Genomic DNA, 15,159 nt, shown 5'->3' with positions numbered 1-15,159 from the left:
CAACAGCCCAACGATCCAGTTGCAGCTCGCCAGGCGGGTGTCCCGTTCTTGCCAAACGGCGCCCAGATCGTAGCTCTGCGACAACGTTGCCGACGATGTCTCCGTGGTCGCTACCGATCTTCGGCAGGACGCGCTCGATCCTTCCCAATACGTATCACGTTGGCGCGTTCGCCCCGAGCCGAGCGCGTTCGCCGTGCTGCAGATGGGCGCAATTGGCACCGAACACGCGCTGCTGCACGTATACGTAGTAGCGTCATCGGCCATCTTTCTACGGCAGTCTCCCGATGCCTTTGCTGCTTGCCATTCCGCTGGCTGTGATCATTGCCCTGGCAGTGTTCGTGGTGGTGTTCCCGTTGTCGCTGCTGCAGCGCTTCCGCATGGGTACTGCACGTCGTCAGGCGCGTGGATGGCTGCTGATGATCAACCTGGTGTCGGCGGGCATCTCCAGCGTGCTGTTTGTGATCTTCAGCTTGATCGCGGCGGCGTTCTGGCCCGGCGCGATCAGCCACGCCGCATTCGGCTGGGCCTGCGGGTTGGCGCTGGGCGCGTTGGCGTTGCGCCTGACACGCTTCGAACGCACCACGCAAGGCCTGTTTTACCGGCCCAATCTGTGGCTGGTGCTGGGCTTGACTGCGTTGGTCGTGGTCCGGGTGATCGCCGGGATGGTGCAGGGCTGGCGTAGCGCCTGGCAGGGGGTGGCCTGGCCAACCGACGGGTGGCTCAGTCATGCCAGCCTGCTCGGCGCTGCCGGCGTCTTGCTCGGTTATGCGCTCGCCTATGCCACCTTGCTGTGGTGGCGCTGGCGCAGCGCACGTTTGCGCGGCAGCGTTTATTGGCGGTGAGGGCGTTTGAAAGCGCGCGCCAGGCGATTGTGTTCGACGCATGCACGGGGGTGTCGACGCATGCAGGTGCACGGAGTTGCAGACGCATTGGAAGCGATGAAGCAGAGTCGGAGGCAAATAGTCACGCCACTATTCGCATTCGTACCGGAGAGCTGACACGGCACCTCAGGCCTCGGTCGTAACGGCCCGCACCCCACATCTCACGCCACACACAAAAAAAACGGGCCTTTCGGCCCGTTTTTTCTTCAACCAACGCCCTGGTGGGCAGCGGTCTGCTTAGAAGCGCGCACCGATGCCGAAGCCAACGGTCCACGGATCCAGTTCCAGCTCGCTGCCGGTACCCTGGCCACCCACGCGCAGTTCCGGACGCGAACGCATGTAGCGGGCGTCGGCACGTGCGAACCAGGTGGAATTGATGTTCATGTCCACACCAACGGTGCCGATGACGCCCTTGGCGGTGCTCAGGCCCACGTGGTCGCCGGTGGTCGACGCCGCGTCGATCTTTTCGTTGCTGAAGTTCGACTCGTAGTAGCCCACGCCCACGAACGGACGGAACACGTTGTCCGCTTCGCCGAAGTGATACTGACCGCTGATGGCGATCGGCTGCTGCTCGACGGTACCGACCTTGCCCACGCCATCGGCGTTGACGCGGTGGTTGAACTTGTCGGCGGCGCCCCACAGTTCAACGGCCCAGTTGTCGTTGATGTAGTAGCTGGCGCTCAGCGTCGGTGCCGGGCCGCCATCGACGTCCAGGCCCGGCGCCGGGTTGTTCTTGGGGTTCAGCAGCGCCACGCCACCGACCACGGCCCAATGCTTGCCAGAAGCGGTATCGCCGCTGGTGGACATCGTGCTGGAAGAAGTCGAGGAGGTGTCGCCGGTATAGGTGGTGTCCTGCGCGAACGCGGACGGTGCAATCGCAAGTGCAGATACAGCAGCCAGGCTCAGGATGGAAATGGAACGCATGAGGGTCTCCTCGTCTTGTTGTTGGGCCCGTGGAGTGGGCCGCGCCAAAACTATTCCTAAAAATCTGAATCCACGCCCACCTGCGGCCCGCTAAAATTTCGTTTGTTCAGGAATTCCCCCAAGAAGGCCGTCGTTACGTCATGCAGTCTGAAAAAGACATTCACGCAGATGCGATTGCCGTGACGAAAAAACACCTCAGCCAAGGCTTGCCAGCGCACGTTCGCAGCGATTGCAGGGTGTTGCTGCTTGGTTCGATGCCCGGTGTCGCGTCACTGGAAGCCGCGCGTTACTACGCGCATCCACGCAATCGTTTCTGGCCGCTGATGCATGCCCTATTGGGCATTGATGCGGCCGCAAGCTATGCATTGCGCTTGCAAGCATTGCTCGACCATCGCGTGGGCCTGTGGGACGTCATCGGCCAATGCGAGCGGCGCGGCAGTCTGGATACGTCCATTGTGGCGGCGAGCATCGTGGTCAATCCGCTGCCCGCGTTGCTGGCCACGCTGCCGCAGCTGCGCATGGTGGCCTGCAATGGCGCTGCGGCAGCACAGGCCTGGCGCCGGCATGTACAGCCGCGGCTATCGGCGCAGCTTTGCGCGCTGCCAGTCGTCGCGTTGCCATCCACCAGCCCGGCCAATGCGGCCTGGTCGCTGCCGCGGCTGGCCGCGGCCTGGCAGCCGCTGTGCGATGCGCTGCGCTAGCCAAGGTGAGATGCCGCAAGGTCGATATGGAATGCCAGCGTCGCAGTGACCGCGCCGCCGTCGCGGTGCCCCCGCATTGATCGTTGACGCACGCTGCCCGCCTGCGTCGACACCTGCGCTGCGCGCGTGGCCGCCATTGGCCAGAAGTCATGCCAGCCTCCGGCACAGGTCTGCGTGCCAGAGGCGCAGGCATGCTGCAGCCGGTCCGCAACGGAGTGGCGAGATGGCGATCAAACACGCAATCACGATGGCAGCAGCTGCGCTGTTCGGGCTGTTGAGCGGCGCAGGGGTGGCCGCTGCCAAGGACCAGGACCTGCACTGCGAGGTCAGCAGCGATTACGACCTCACGCTCAACGCCCGCAGCCTGATCCTGATCCGCGAATCCGGCACGCCGCAGCGGCTGGTGATGCGCCAGGGCGCCCTGTTCGTCGACGACCGCTGGGTGGCATTGAGCGAAGACGATCGCGCCCGCCTGGTCCAGTTCGAGCGCCAGACCCGCGAGGTGGTGCCGCTGGCGCAGGCAGTCGGGCGCGAAGCGGCCGATATCGCAGTCACTGCATTGGGCGAGGTGGCCGCCGGCTTCAGTCGCAGCCCCGACGCCACGCGCGCGCAGTTGGCAAACGTGCGCGAGAAGATCGATGTGCGCTTGAAGCAGAGCTTCGGCAAGAGCCAGCTGACCCCGATCGATATCGACGACGACATCGGCGCGCTGGTGGCCGAGCTGCTGCCGCAGCTGATCGGCGATGTGGTGGCCGGCGCGGTGCAGTCCGCGATCACCGGGAATGACGTGCAGCTGCGTTCGCTCGATGGCATGGAGGCGCGCATCGAGCGCCTGGTCGAGCCGCAGGCGCGTGCATTGCGGCCACGCGCGCACCAGTTGTGCCAGCGCCTGGAAGCGCTCGATGCGCTGGACAATGCGCTGGCGTATCGTTTGCCGTCGGGCGAGCCACTGCAACTGTTGCGGGTCGATCGGCGCGCGGCGAAATGATCGGCGTACGCACGCATGCGGACGCTGCATCCCGCCGGGCGCGCGATTTTTTGCACGGCAATGGTTGGCGCTGCGGCCCGCAGCCGGCCACAATAGGGGTTTCCCCATTCTGTTGCCGGAGTTCCCCGTATGGCCGAAATCAAGGAAGCACTTGTCCCCGATATCGGTGACTACAGCGACGTCCCGGTAATCGAGGTGCTGGTGTCCGTCGGCGATACGGTCAGCAAGGACCAGAGCCTGGTCACGCTGGAATCTGACAAGGCCACCATGGAAGTGCCTTCGTCGGTGGCGGGCGTGGTCAAGGAACTCAAGGTCAAGGTCGGCGATTCGCTCTCGCAGGGCGCGCTGGTGGCGTTGATCGAAGTGGCCGATGCCGGCGCCGAGACCGCCAAGCCCGCCGCCGCCGCACCGGCCAAGGCGGCGCCCGCCGCCGCCCCGGCACCGGCCGCCAAGGCCGAATCTGCTGCGCCTGCGGCCTCCTCGGAAGGCGGCCTGATCGAAGCGCGCGTGCCCGATATCGGCGACTACACCGACATCCCGGTGATCGAGGTGCTGGTGGCCGTGGGCGATACCGTCGCCAAGGACCAGAGCCTGGTCACGCTGGAATCGGACAAGGCCACGATGGAAGTCCCGTCCTCGGCCGCCGGTGTGGTCAAGGAACTCAAGGTCAAGGTCGGCGACACGCTCTCGCAGGGCAATGTGGTGGCGATCATCGCGGCCAGCGATGGCGGCACCGGTGCGGCGCAGTCGCCGGCCAAGCCCACCACCGACACCGCCGAAACCGCGGGCAAGGTCGAGCCGGTTGCCGTCCCGGCCGAGCCGGACAAGCTGGCCCAGCGCGAGATCGCGCAGGTGCAGGGCGCGCGTTCCGGCGCCGGCACGCAGGCAGCGCAAGGCGGCCAGCCGTCCGCGGGCAACCCGAGCAGCCCGCCGGTGACCTTCGATGCCGACAGCGTGCTGCCGTCCAAGGTGCCGTACGCCAGCCCGGTGGTGCGCGTGTTCGCACGCGAATTGGGCGTGGACCTGAACCAGCTCAAGGGCAGCGAAAAGGGCGGCCGCATCACCCGTGAAGACGTGCAGCGGTATGTGAAGGCTGCACTCAGCGGTGGCGCACCGGCCGCAGCCGGCGCTGCGCCGGCCGGTGGCGGCAACGGCCTGAACCTGCTGGCCTGGCCCAAGGTGGACTTCAGCAAGTTCGGCGAGACCGAAACCCAGCCGCTGTCGCGCATCAAGAAGATTTCCGGTGCCAACCTGGCGCGCAACTGGGCCATGATTCCGCACGTCACCCAGTTCGAATCGGCCGACATCACCGACCTGGAAGCCCTGCGCGTGGCGCTCAACAAGGAAAACGAGAAGGCCGGCATCAAGCTGACCATGCTCGCCTTCCTGGTCAAGGCCAGCGCCGCGGCGCTGAAGAAGTTCCCCGAGTTCAACGCCTCGCTGGACGCGGCCGGCGAGAACCTCACCCTGAAGAAGTACTTCCACATCGGGTTTGCGGCCGATACGCCCAACGGCCTGGTGGTGCCGGTGATCCGCGATGTCGACAAGAAGGGCGTGCTGCAGATCGCGCAGGAAAGCGGCGAGCTGGCCAAGAAGGCGCGCGACGGCAAGCTGGGCCCGGCCGACATGAGCGGCGGCTGCTTCTCGATCAGCTCGCTCGGCGGTATCGGCGGCACCGCGTTCACCCCGATCATCAATGCGCCGGAAGTGGCGATCCTGGGCGTATCCAAGTCGGCGATGCAGCCGGTGTGGAACGGCAAGGAGTTCGCGCCGAAGCTGATGCTGCCGTTGTCGCTGAGCTATGACCACCGCGTCATCGACGGCGCCCTGGCAGCCCGTTTCACCACCTACCTCAGCCAGGTGCTGGCCGACATGCGTCGCGTCCTGCTGTGAGGGCCGCGCTGCTGACCATCGCCGCGCTCGGCGTGCTGCCGTGGGCAAACGCGGCCGCACGCGAATGCGAGAGCACGCTCGGCCGCGGCTGGCCGCCGGCCGTGGGCAACTACGGCACTGCCGTGACCACGCTGCTGGATGGCGGCACCAAGCCGGCCTTGTCGTTGCTGACGCTGCCCACACGTGGGGTAGAGAGCGCGGTGTCGCTGGTGCCGGGCAAGGAAGGCGCCGACTGGACCCTGCGGCATAGCCGCGCCGACGAGCGCGTCTACAGCTGGGTCAGCCAGACCGACCGCGGCAGCGTGCAGTTCCGCACCGAGCAGACCCCGGAAACGGTCGAGGTCCCGATCCCGGCGCCGTTGGCCAAGCGCCTGGTCAGCAACTGGACCAACACGCTGACCCAGCTCGCACCGAACGGACGCACCGCGCCGGTGAGCGAGGGCGAAGTGCTCTCGTTCCAGGTCGATGGCGTGCGCTACAGCGGCGCGCGCCCCAGCTGCGGTGCCGGCGAGTTGCTGCTGAAACAGGCCGCGCTGCTGATCGAAGCCAGCGAAGGCAAGGAAAAGAAGCGCGACAAGCGCTGGACCCAAATCGAATCGTCGCTGGATGAACTCCAGCAGACGCTTGCCGGCACGGCCGGTTGAGCTACAGGAGAAGCAAATGGCGGTCATTGAAATCAAGGTTCCCGACATCGGCGATTACAGCGATGTCCCCGTCATCGAAGTGCTGGTCGCCGTCGGCGACAGCGTGGCCAAGGACCAGGGTCTGGTGACGCTGGAATCGGACAAGGCCACGCTGGAAGTGCCGTCCTCGGCGGCCGGTGTGGTCAAGGAACTCAAGGTCAAGGTCGGCGACACCCTGTCCGAAGGCGCGCTCGTGCTGCTGCTCGAAACCGAAGGCGAGGCTGCCGCGCCGGCCAAGGCCGAACCCAAGGCTGCCCCGGCCGCTGCAGCGCCTGCCGCCGCACCGGGCAGCAAGCCGCCGGTGACGCCGTCGCACCGTGCCCCGGCCGAGCCGGCCGCGCCCAAGCCGGCGCTGGCCAGCGGCAAGCCGGCCGACATCGAATGCAAGATGGTGGTGCTCGGCGCAGGCCCCGGCGGCTACACCGCTGCGTTCCGCGCGGCCGATCTGGGCCTGGAGACGGTGCTGATCGAGCGCTACGCCAGCCTGGGCGGTGTCTGCCTCAACGTCGGCTGCATCCCGTCCAAGGCGCTGCTGCATGCCGCCGCGGTGATCGACGAAGTGGCCCATGCCGGCGACTTCGGCGTGGACTTCGGCCAGCCCAAGATCGCCCTGGACAAACTGCGCGAGTACAAGGAAAAAGTGGTCGGCAAGCTCACCGGCGGCCTGGCCAGCATGGCCAAGCAGCGCAAGGTGCGCACCGTCACCGGCGTGGCCAGCTTCGTCTCGCCCAACGAGCTGGAAATCGTCGGCGACGACGGCAAGACCCAACTGCTGCGCTTTGAGCACTGCATCATCGCCGCCGGCTCGCAGGCGGTGAAGCTGCCCAACTTCCCATGGGACGACAAGCGCGTGATGGACTCCACCGACGCGCTGGAGCTGCACGACATTCCCAAGACCCTGCTGGTGGTCGGCGGCGGCATCATCGGCCTGGAAATGGCCACGGTGTACAGCGCGCTCGGCAGCAAGGTCACCGTGGTGGAGTTCATGGACCAGCTGATGCCGGGCGCCGACAAGGACCTGGTCAAGCCGCTGGCCGATCGCCTGAAAAAGCAGGGCGTCGAGGTCCATCTCAAGACCAAGGCCACCGACGTCAAGGCCGACAAGGCCGGCATCACCGTGTCCTTCGAAGCGGCTGTGGAAGGCGAAAAGCCCGGCCTGCAGGCCACCACGTACGACCGCGTGCTGGTCGCCGTGGGCCGTAGCCCGAACGGCAAGAAGATCGGTGCGGAAAAGGCCGGCGTCACCGTCACCGAGCGCGGCTTCATTCCGGTCGATCGGCAGATGCGCACCAACGTGCCGCACATCTTCGCCATCGGCGACATCGTCGGTAACCCGATGCTGGCGCACAAGGCCACCCACGAGGGCAAGCTGGCTGCCGAAGTGGCTGCCGGCGAGAAGAAGGAATGGGTGGCGCGGGTGATCCCGTCGGTGGCCTACACCAACCCGGAAATCGCCTGGGTCGGCGTCACCGAGACCGAGGCCAAGGCCAAGGGGCTGAAGGTGGGCGTGGCCAAGTTCCCGTGGGCGGCCAGCGGTCGCGCCATCGGCATCGGCCGTACCGAAGGTTTCACCAAGCTGATCTTCGACGAGGAAACGCACCGCATCATTGGCGGCGCCATCGTCGGCGTGCATGCCGGCGACCTGCTGGCCGAGATCGGCCTGGCGATCGAGATGGGCGCGGAGGCCGAGGACATCGGCCACACCATCCACGCCCATCCGACCCTGAGCGAGTCGGTCGGCATGGCCGCCGAGGTCTACGACGGCACCATCACCGATCTGTACATCCCCAAGAAGAAGTGACGCCGCTCCGCACGACCGTGCCGCCACGTGTGGCACGGTCGTCGCGGTGGTGACGCCATGCACGGAGGTCGCCGTGGGGCAGGGCAATCTGTGTCCCGAACTGCAGGCGCTGCTGCAGCGCGAATTGGCCGGCGGCAACCGTATCGCCGAGCCGCCGCGGAGGACCGACTGGCCCCATCCGGGCTCGGTGTTCGTCTCGCTGAAGCGCGACCTGCGCAGCGACGTGGCGTCGCTGCCGGCGGCAGTGCAGCATGCGATCTGCACCGATCCGCACTACGGGTGGCACGACGAGTGCTACTGCATCACGCACCAGCATCTGTTGGTAGCGGGGGCGACCAAGCCGCCCTGAGCCTGTGTCCGCTGCTGCCCTGTGGCCGGCGCCGCGTCGGTGACGTGCCACGCATCCGTCAAACGACAAAACCCCGCATCGCTGCGGGGTTCTGCATGAAGCTGCTTTTCGGGTCCCGGGGCCCGGGGCCCGAGAGGATCAGAACGCGAACGTCACGCCTGCCACCGGGCCCTTGAACTCCTGCTTCAGGCCGACCAGGCCGTCGCTGCCCTCGCGGTCCACGTCCAGCTTGAACCAGTCGTAGCCGGCGAAAATGCCGAAGTTCTTGGTGAAGCGGTATTCGGCAATCGCGTTGGCGCGGCTCAGGTCGCCATCGTAGTCGCCGAAGTCGCCCCAACTGGTGTTGAGGTACTGGCCCTGCACATTGAACAGCCAGTGTTCGCTGGGACGCGCGGTGAAGCGGATACCGACGACCGGCGCAACGCCGTCTTCGCTTTCGTCCAAGACGTCGCCACTGAACAGCGTGCCCAGATCGGCGTAGGCATTGGCCTCGACCTTGGCGTACTCGGCACCAATCTGCAGGCCCAGGCTGAATTCCGGAGAATCGATCACCGAGTAGTCGTACACGAAAGTGGCGACCTGGTACTTCAGCTCGCCCTTGATGAAGCTGCCGGACGGCACGGTCACGCCGCCGGCGCTCAGATCCTGGCTCAGGGTCTCGCGGCGATCCTTGTCGTACTTGAAGTAGTCGAAGATCAGGCGCTGGCGGGTGCTGATGCGGAACACGCCATCCACGCGCGGCTCCCATTCCTTGCCGCCCAACTTGAAATCTTCGTTGACCGAGACATTGTTGCCGGCCAGCAGGGTGTTGCCGCGCAGCGTGTTGTCGTTGTCGACATTCATCGCGCCAAGGCGGAGCTGGAAGCGATCATCGGTGTCTTCGGCGTGTGCGGGCGCGACATAGGCGACGGCCAGGACGCACGGGATCGCCAGTGCGAGGAGGTGTTTCATGGGGGCTCCGAATTCTTGGAATGGTCAGGCGGTTCGGCCTGTGCAGCGCATAGTCGATAAGCGCGCGTCTTTCAAAAGTGAAGGGGCCGTCCAGTGGGCGTGAAGGCGGCCGTAGCAATCGGACAAAACGGTCCGCTTTGCTAATTCTTTGGTGGAGTCACGGAACACGTGCAGCGGCGCTGCCAAGGGTCGTTCGGAGGCAACGCAAACCAGGAAATCGATTGGACCGCCGATGGGAAGGTCGCAGGGTGCGACAAAATGCGTACAAAAGCAGGAGCCCCGGTCTCCCAGGGCTCCCAGACGCGGCCTGCGGCGCTACCTTTCGACGAGGATGTGCAGGCCTCGCAAGTTCTGACCGCTGGTTTGTGGCAAAGTTCCCACCCGCGACGGGGGCAGCCATGTGGTGCGTTGCAGCAAGCGATGACCTCTGCCGGTTGTCTCGCAATTTGTCCCATTGCTATACTTTCGCGGCTCGACGAGGCGCAGCTGCGCTTCCCACTCATTCACACGTAAGGTAACCGTAGTGCTGAACTCCGTTGACGCGGGTCGGCGGTTGATGCTGCGCGCTGCGGTATATCCGCTTGCCGCCGTAGCTATAACCAGTCTGGGGTTGCTGTTGGTCGGTCCCCGTTACGCTGCCGGTCTGGCATTGACCGGATTTGCGACGGTGCTGGGCGGTTGGGTTGCGGCACGTACCGCGCTAGGTGGCGGTATCCAGGCAGCGGGCATCGCCATGGTGCGGCTGATCCTGGCGATGGTGCTGAAGTGGGTGTTGGTTTTCGTGGCGCTGGCGCTGGGCTTCGGCCTGTGGCGGCTGCCTCCTCTGGCTTTGTTGGCGGGTATCGCCATCGGGCTGATTTTTCAGGTTCTGGCTCTGGCCAGGCGTTGATTCGAACTTAAAGGGCTCCGGACACATGGCGGGCGAGGCAGCAACACCTACCTCCTATATCCAGCATCACTTGCAGAACCTGATCGTTCCGGTTCGCGATGGTGGCGGCACGTTTTGGACCATCCACCTCGACACCCTGATCATGGCGGTGTTGATGGGCCTGGTCATGGTCCTGGCGTTCTGGACGGCGACCCGCAATGCCACGGCCGGCGTGCCGGGCAAGTGGCAGGCGTTCGTGGAAATCTGCCTGGAGTTCGTCGACCGCCAGGCCAAGGACACCTACCACGGCAGCAGCAAGCTGGTGACGCCGATCGCGATCACCATCTTCTTCTGGATCCTGTTGATGAACCTCATCAAGATGATCCCGGCCGATTTCATCGCCATTCCGCTGGGTTGGGCCGGCGTGCACGCCTGGAAGCCGGTGCCGACCGCCGACGTCAACGCCACCTTGGGCATGTCGATCAGCGTGTTCTTCCTGATGATCGTGTTCTCGCTGCGCTCCAAGGGCGTGGGCGGCATGACCAAGGAATTCCTGACGGCGCCGTTTGGCAAGTGGATGATGCCGTTCAACCTGCTTTTGAACATCGTCGAGTGGCTGAGCAAGCCGATTTCGTTGGCGATGCGACTGTTCGGCAACATGTTCGGCGGCGAGATCGTCTTCCTGCTGATCTGGGTGCTGGGCGGTGCAGGCATCGCCGGCATGGTTGCTGGCGGCGCATTCGGCCTGGGCTGGATGCTGTTCCACCTGCTGGTGATTCCGCTGCAGGCCTTCATTTTCATGATGCTGTCGATCGTGTACCTGAGCCTGGCTGAAGACAGTCACTGAGTTTGCGTCACCCTTCATCTGCTTTATTCCGCTTCATCCATCACCCTTAGAAACTTTCGTTCGGAGATCACCATGTACCTCGCCGTCCTGACCAACCTCGCTCAAGTCCAGAGCTCCACCGTCCTCGCCGTCGGCATCATGATCGGCCTGGCCGCGCTGGGTGCCGGCCTCGGTCTGGCCATCATGGCTGGCAAGTTCCTGGAATCGGCTGCGCGCCAGCCGGAACTGATCCCGGTGCTGCAGGTTCGTATGTTCATCACCGCCGGCCTGATCGACGCCGCGTTCATCATCAGCGTCGCCGTCGGCCTGCTGTTCGCCTTCGCCAACCCGCTGGCCCAGGTGTTCATCGAGCGTCTGTCGCAGGCTGCCGGCTGATCCAGCGGTAGCAGGATGTGGATGCGGCCCTTGGCGGTTGCATCCGCGGATGAAGGTCGGAAAGCGCCGCCCGCGCGGTGGCGCTTTCACCCCTAAACAGCGATTGAGCGACCCATGGATATCACCCTTACCATCTTTGCCCAGGCGCTGGCCTTCGCCGGTCTGATCTGGATCGTCGCGACCAAGATCTGGCCGCCGCTGCTGCAGGCGATCGAAGAGCGTCAGCAAAAGATTGCTGAAGGTCTGGCTGCGGCCGACCGCAGTCAGAAGGACCTGGCGCAGGCGCAGGAAAAGGTCAACGAAGCACTGAAGGACGCACGCACCAAGGCCAACGAGATCATCGATCAGGCCCATGCGCGCGCCAACCAGATCATCGAAGCGGCCAAGCTGGAGGCAATTGCCGAAGCCAACCGTCAGAAGGATCTGGCGCAGACCGAAATCGACGCATCCGCCACGCGTGCCCGCGAGGAGCTGCGCAAGCAGGTCTCGGTGCTGGCCGTCAGCGGTGCAGAAAAGCTGCTCAAGCGCGAAATCGATGCCAACGCCCACAAGGCGCTGCTCGACGAGCTGGCGGCGGAGATTTAAGCGATGAGTCAGGCCCTCACCCTTGCCCGTCCCTACGGCCGTGCCGCGTTTGCGATCGCGCGTGAGGGCGGCAACTTCGCGCCCTGGTCCGATGCGCTGGCGTTTTCGGCGCAGGTGGCCGGCGACCCGCGCGTGGCCGCATTGCTGCTCAACCCGGCCCTTGGCCAGGAACAGGCAGTGACGCTGCTGGCGCCGCCGCAGGCGGGCGAGGACTATCTGCGTTTCCTCGGCGTGCTTGCCGATGCGCAGCGGCTGTCGCTGCTGCCGGAAGTGGCAGGCTTGTACGAACAACTGCGTGCCGAGGCCGAACATGTCGTCAAGGCGACGGTGACCTCGGCCGCTGCAATGAGCCAGACCGAACTCGACACGATCGCTGCTGCGCTGAAGAAGCGCTTCGGCCGCGATGTGGACATCACCACCGCAGTCGATGCGTCGCTGATCGGCGGCGCGGTGATCGACACCGGCGACGTGGTCATCGACGGCTCGCTGAAGGGCAAGCTTGCGCGTCTGCAAAGCTCGCTCGCCCACTGAATTCACATAAACGCACGGCCCTCGCGGCCGGCACCTAGGACTGAACGATGGCAACCACGCTCAACCCCTCCGAAATCAGCGACCTGATCAAGACCCGCATCGAAGCGGTCAAGCTGTCCGCAGAGTCGCGCAACGAAGGCTCCGTGACCAGCGTGTCCGACGGCATCGTGCGCATCTTCGGCCTGGCCGACGTGATGCAGGGCGAAATGATCGAACTGCCGAACAACACCTTCGCGCTGGCACTGAACCTGGAGCGCGATTCGGTCGGCGCCGTGGTGCTGGGCGACTACGAAAGCCTGCGCGAAGGCGACGTGGCCAAGACGACCGGCCGCATCCTGGAAGTGCCGGTGGGTCCGGAACTGCTGGGTCGCGTGGTCAACGCACTGGGCGAGCCGATCGACGGCAAGGGCCCGCTGGGCGCCACCCAGACCGCACCGGTGGAGCGCGTTGCGCCCGGCGTGATCTGGCGCAAGTCGGTCGACCAGCCGGTGCAGACCGGCTACAAGTCGGTCGATGCGATGATTCCGATCGGCCGTGGCCAGCGCGAGCTGGTCATCGGTGACCGTCAGACCGGCAAGACCGCGCTGGCGATCGACGCGGTGATCAACCAGAAGGGCACCGGCATCAAGTGCGTGTACGTGGCGATCGGCCAGAAGGCCTCGACCGTTGCCAACATCGTGCGCAAGCTGGAAGAAAACGGCGCGCTGGCGCACACCGTGGTGGTGGCTGCCACCGCGTCCGAATCGGCCGCGATGCAGTACATCAGCCCCTACGCCGGTTGCACCATGGGCGAGTACTTCATGGATCGCGGCGAAGACGCGCTGATCGTGTATGACGATCTGTCCAAGCAGGCCGTGGCCTACCGCCAGATCTCGCTGCTGCTCAAGCGCCCGCCGGGTCGCGAGGCCTATCCGGGCGACGTGTTCTATCTGCACTCCCGCCTGCTCGAGCGCGCCGCGCGCGTGTCCGAGGAATACGTGGAGAAGTTCACCAACGGTGCGGTGACCGGCAAGACCGGCTCGCTGACTGCGCTGCCGATCATCGAAACGCAGGCCGGCGACGTGTCTGCGTTCGTGCCGACCAACGTGATCTCGATCACCGACGGCCAGATCTTCCTGGAAACCGACCTGTTCAACGCCGGTATCCGTCCGGCCGTCAACGCCGGTATCTCGGTGTCGCGCGTCGGTGGCGCCGCCCAGACCAAGATCATCAAGAAGCTGTCCGGCGGCATCCGTATCTCGCTGGCGCAGTACCGCGAGCTGGCGGCGTTCGCGCAGTTCGCCTCGGACCTGGACGAAGCCACCCGCAAGCAGCTCGAGCGCGGTCAGCGCGTCACCGAGCTGATGAAGCAGAAGCAGTACGCGCCGATGTTCATCGCCAACCAGGCGCTGTCGATCTACGCCGTCAACGAGGGCTACCTGGACGACGTGCCGGTCAACAAGCTGCTGGCGTTCGAGGAAGGCCTGCACGCGCACTTCGCCAACACCCAGGGCGAGCTGGTCTCCAAGATCAACAGCACCGGCGGTTGGGACAACGACATCGAAGCCAGCTTCAAGAAGGGCATCGAAGAGTTCAAGACCACGGGCAGCTGGTAAGCCAGTCGCCGGGATTTGGGATTGGGCATTCGGGATTCGTAGGAGCGATGGTTCGGGGCGTTGGCCGATTTCGAATCGTTGTTCCCATATCCCAGAAGTTAGGCATCCGGGGTTCGCGGAAGCGGTGAGGTAGGGAGGCTGTTGCCAATCCCCAATCCCGATTCCCGAATCTCACTAAGCGAGCGAAGCGAGCGAGTATGGCAGGCGGACGCGAAATCAAAACCAAGATCAAGAGCGTGCAGAACACCCGCAAGGTGACGCGCGCGCTCGAAATGGTCTCGGCCTCCAAGATCCGCAAGGCGCAGGAGCGCATGAAGACCTCGCGTCCGTATGCGCAGGCGATGAAGCAGGTGATCGGGCATCTGGCGCAGGCCAGCACCGATTTCCAGCATCCGTTCCTGGTCGAGCGCGAACAGGTCAAGCGGGTCGGCTATATCGTGATCTCGTCCGACCGCGGCCTGGCCGGCGGTCTGAACAACAACCTGTTCCGCAAGATGCTGGGCGAAGTACGCCCGTGGCAGGACACCGGTGCCGAGATCGACGTGGTGACCATCGGCCAGAAGGCCTCGGCGTTCTTCCGTCGCATCAAGGTCAACATGGTCGGCAGCGTGACCCACCTGGGCGACAGCCCGCAGGTGGAGCAGCTGATCGGCGTGATCAAGGTGATGATCGATGCCTTCATCGAAGGCAAGGTGGACCGCGTCTACCTGGTCTACAACCGCTTCGTGAACACCATGACGCAGAAGGCCAGCTTCGATCAGCTGCTGCCGCTGCCGGCCGCCGAACACAAGGTGGCGCACCACGATTGGGACTACCTGTACGAACCCGATGCCGCCACCGTGCTGGAGCACGTGATGACGCGCTACATCGAGTCGCTGGTGTACCAGGCCGTGCTGGAAAACGTGGCGTCCGAACATGCCGCGCGGATGGTGGCGATGAAGGCCGCCAGCGACAACGCCAACAAGATGATCGGCACCTTGCAACTGGTCTACAACAAGGCACGTCAGGCGGCGATTACCCAGGAAATTTCGGAAATCGTCAGCGGCGCAGCGGCCGTGTAGTGCCGGGATTCGGGATTGGAGATTCGGGATTGGCAAGAGCAGCGCAGCGCGCTTTTACCAATCCCGAATCACGAATCCCCAATCACGAAATCCATGGGATGGCGCAGGCCATCCGGACAGAACTAA

At 64.9% G+C, this 15,159-nt stretch carries 16 protein-coding genes; 14 read left to right on the top strand and 2 right to left on the bottom strand.

Going from position 1 to position 15,159, the window contains the following annotated elements; all coding sequences use genetic code 11:
* Positions 1–284: 284 nt before the first annotated feature.
* Entirely contained in the window at positions 285–842 is a 558-nt protein-coding gene (locus HLH45_RS01170) for a CcdC protein domain-containing protein (RefSeq protein WP_031424979.1), read from the top strand.
* A gap of 276 nt (positions 843–1,118) precedes the next feature.
* On the opposite strand, the gene HLH45_RS01165 is transcribed toward HLH45_RS01170, so the two are convergent.
* Positions 1,119–1,805, bottom strand: coding sequence for an OmpW/AlkL family protein (locus tag HLH45_RS01165; RefSeq protein WP_014091128.1), 687 nt, complete (start codon positions 1,803–1,805; stop codon positions 1,119–1,121).
* A 140-nt stretch (positions 1,806–1,945) separates the two neighbouring features.
* On the opposite strand from HLH45_RS01165, the gene HLH45_RS01160 reads away from it, so the two are divergent.
* From HLH45_RS01160 to HLH45_RS01135, 6 genes are all read left to right on the top strand, one after another.
* Entirely contained in the window at positions 1,946–2,506 is a 561-nt protein-coding gene (locus HLH45_RS01160) for a DNA-deoxyinosine glycosylase (protein WP_011348664.1), read from the top strand.
* Between the two features lie 223 nt (positions 2,507–2,729).
* A complete protein-coding gene (locus HLH45_RS01155; RefSeq protein WP_008578003.1) occupies positions 2,730–3,494 on the top strand; it encodes a DUF2884 family protein in 765 nt (254 codons plus the stop codon).
* A gap of 129 nt (positions 3,495–3,623) precedes the next feature.
* Positions 3,624–5,387 carry a dihydrolipoyllysine-residue acetyltransferase gene (locus HLH45_RS01150; protein WP_031424976.1) on the top strand — a complete coding sequence of 588 codons (1,764 nt, stop codon included), beginning with the start codon at positions 3,624–3,626 and terminating at the stop codon, positions 5,385–5,387.
* A complete protein-coding gene (locus HLH45_RS01145) occupies positions 5,384–6,031 on the top strand; it encodes a hypothetical protein (protein WP_008572889.1) in 648 nt (215 codons plus the stop codon). Before HLH45_RS01150 ends, HLH45_RS01145 begins: the two co-directional genes overlap by 4 nt.
* A gap of 16 nt (positions 6,032–6,047) precedes the next feature.
* A complete protein-coding gene (gene lpdA / locus HLH45_RS01140) occupies positions 6,048–7,871 on the top strand; it encodes a dihydrolipoyl dehydrogenase (protein ID WP_029820336.1) in 1,824 nt (607 codons plus the stop codon).
* A 49-nt stretch (positions 7,872–7,920) separates the two neighbouring features.
* Positions 7,921–8,220, top strand: coding sequence for a hypothetical protein (locus HLH45_RS01135; RefSeq protein ID WP_033478381.1), 300 nt, complete (start codon positions 7,921–7,923; stop codon positions 8,218–8,220).
* Between the two features lie 138 nt (positions 8,221–8,358).
* On the opposite strand, the gene HLH45_RS01130 is transcribed toward HLH45_RS01135, so the two are convergent.
* Positions 8,359–9,171: a hypothetical protein gene (locus tag HLH45_RS01130; RefSeq protein WP_008571043.1), complete on the bottom strand. Its 813-nt coding sequence runs from the start codon at positions 9,169–9,171 to the stop codon at positions 8,359–8,361.
* A 523-nt stretch (positions 9,172–9,694) separates the two neighbouring features.
* Here HLH45_RS01130 and HLH45_RS01125 point away from each other — a divergent pair.
* The 7 genes from HLH45_RS01125 to atpG all read left to right on the top strand — a co-directional run bounded on the left by HLH45_RS01125 (position 9,695) and on the right by atpG (position 15,033).
* Positions 9,695–10,060, top strand: a complete 366-nt coding sequence (locus HLH45_RS01125; protein ID WP_005920882.1) for a hypothetical protein — start codon at positions 9,695–9,697, stop codon at positions 10,058–10,060.
* Positions 10,061–10,085: 25 nt separating this feature from the next.
* Positions 10,086–10,886 carry a F0F1 ATP synthase subunit A gene (atpB, locus tag HLH45_RS01120; RefSeq protein WP_005914709.1) on the top strand — a complete coding sequence of 267 codons (801 nt, stop codon included), beginning with the start codon at positions 10,086–10,088 and terminating at the stop codon, positions 10,884–10,886.
* A 72-nt stretch (positions 10,887–10,958) separates the two neighbouring features.
* Positions 10,959–11,261: a F0F1 ATP synthase subunit C gene (atpE, locus tag HLH45_RS01115; protein WP_002814105.1), complete on the top strand. Its 303-nt coding sequence runs from the start codon at positions 10,959–10,961 to the stop codon at positions 11,259–11,261.
* Between the two features lie 114 nt (positions 11,262–11,375).
* A complete protein-coding gene (locus tag HLH45_RS01110) occupies positions 11,376–11,846 on the top strand; it encodes a F0F1 ATP synthase subunit B (protein WP_003483999.1) in 471 nt (156 codons plus the stop codon).
* Between the two features lie 3 nt (positions 11,847–11,849).
* The gene (locus HLH45_RS01105) at positions 11,850–12,377 is read left to right on the top strand and encodes a F0F1 ATP synthase subunit delta (RefSeq protein WP_008571041.1); all 528 of its coding nucleotides are present in this window, start codon (positions 11,850–11,852) and stop codon (positions 12,375–12,377) included.
* 47 nt (positions 12,378–12,424) lie between these two features.
* A complete protein-coding gene (gene atpA, locus HLH45_RS01100; protein WP_008571040.1) occupies positions 12,425–13,972 on the top strand; it encodes a F0F1 ATP synthase subunit alpha in 1,548 nt (515 codons plus the stop codon).
* Positions 13,973–14,169: 197 nt separating this feature from the next.
* Complete coding sequence (gene atpG, locus HLH45_RS01095) at positions 14,170–15,033, top strand: F0F1 ATP synthase subunit gamma (RefSeq protein ID WP_008571039.1); 864 nt, start codon at positions 14,170–14,172, stop codon at positions 15,031–15,033.
* Positions 15,034–15,159 lie beyond the last annotated feature (126 nt).

Source organism: Xanthomonas euvesicatoria (assembly GCF_013112235.1).
GTDB classification, from domain to species: domain Bacteria; phylum Pseudomonadota; class Gammaproteobacteria; order Xanthomonadales; family Xanthomonadaceae; genus Xanthomonas; species Xanthomonas euvesicatoria.
The sequence above is the reverse complement of the archived record's forward strand: the minus strand, read 5'-3'. Positions and strand labels throughout refer to the sequence as shown.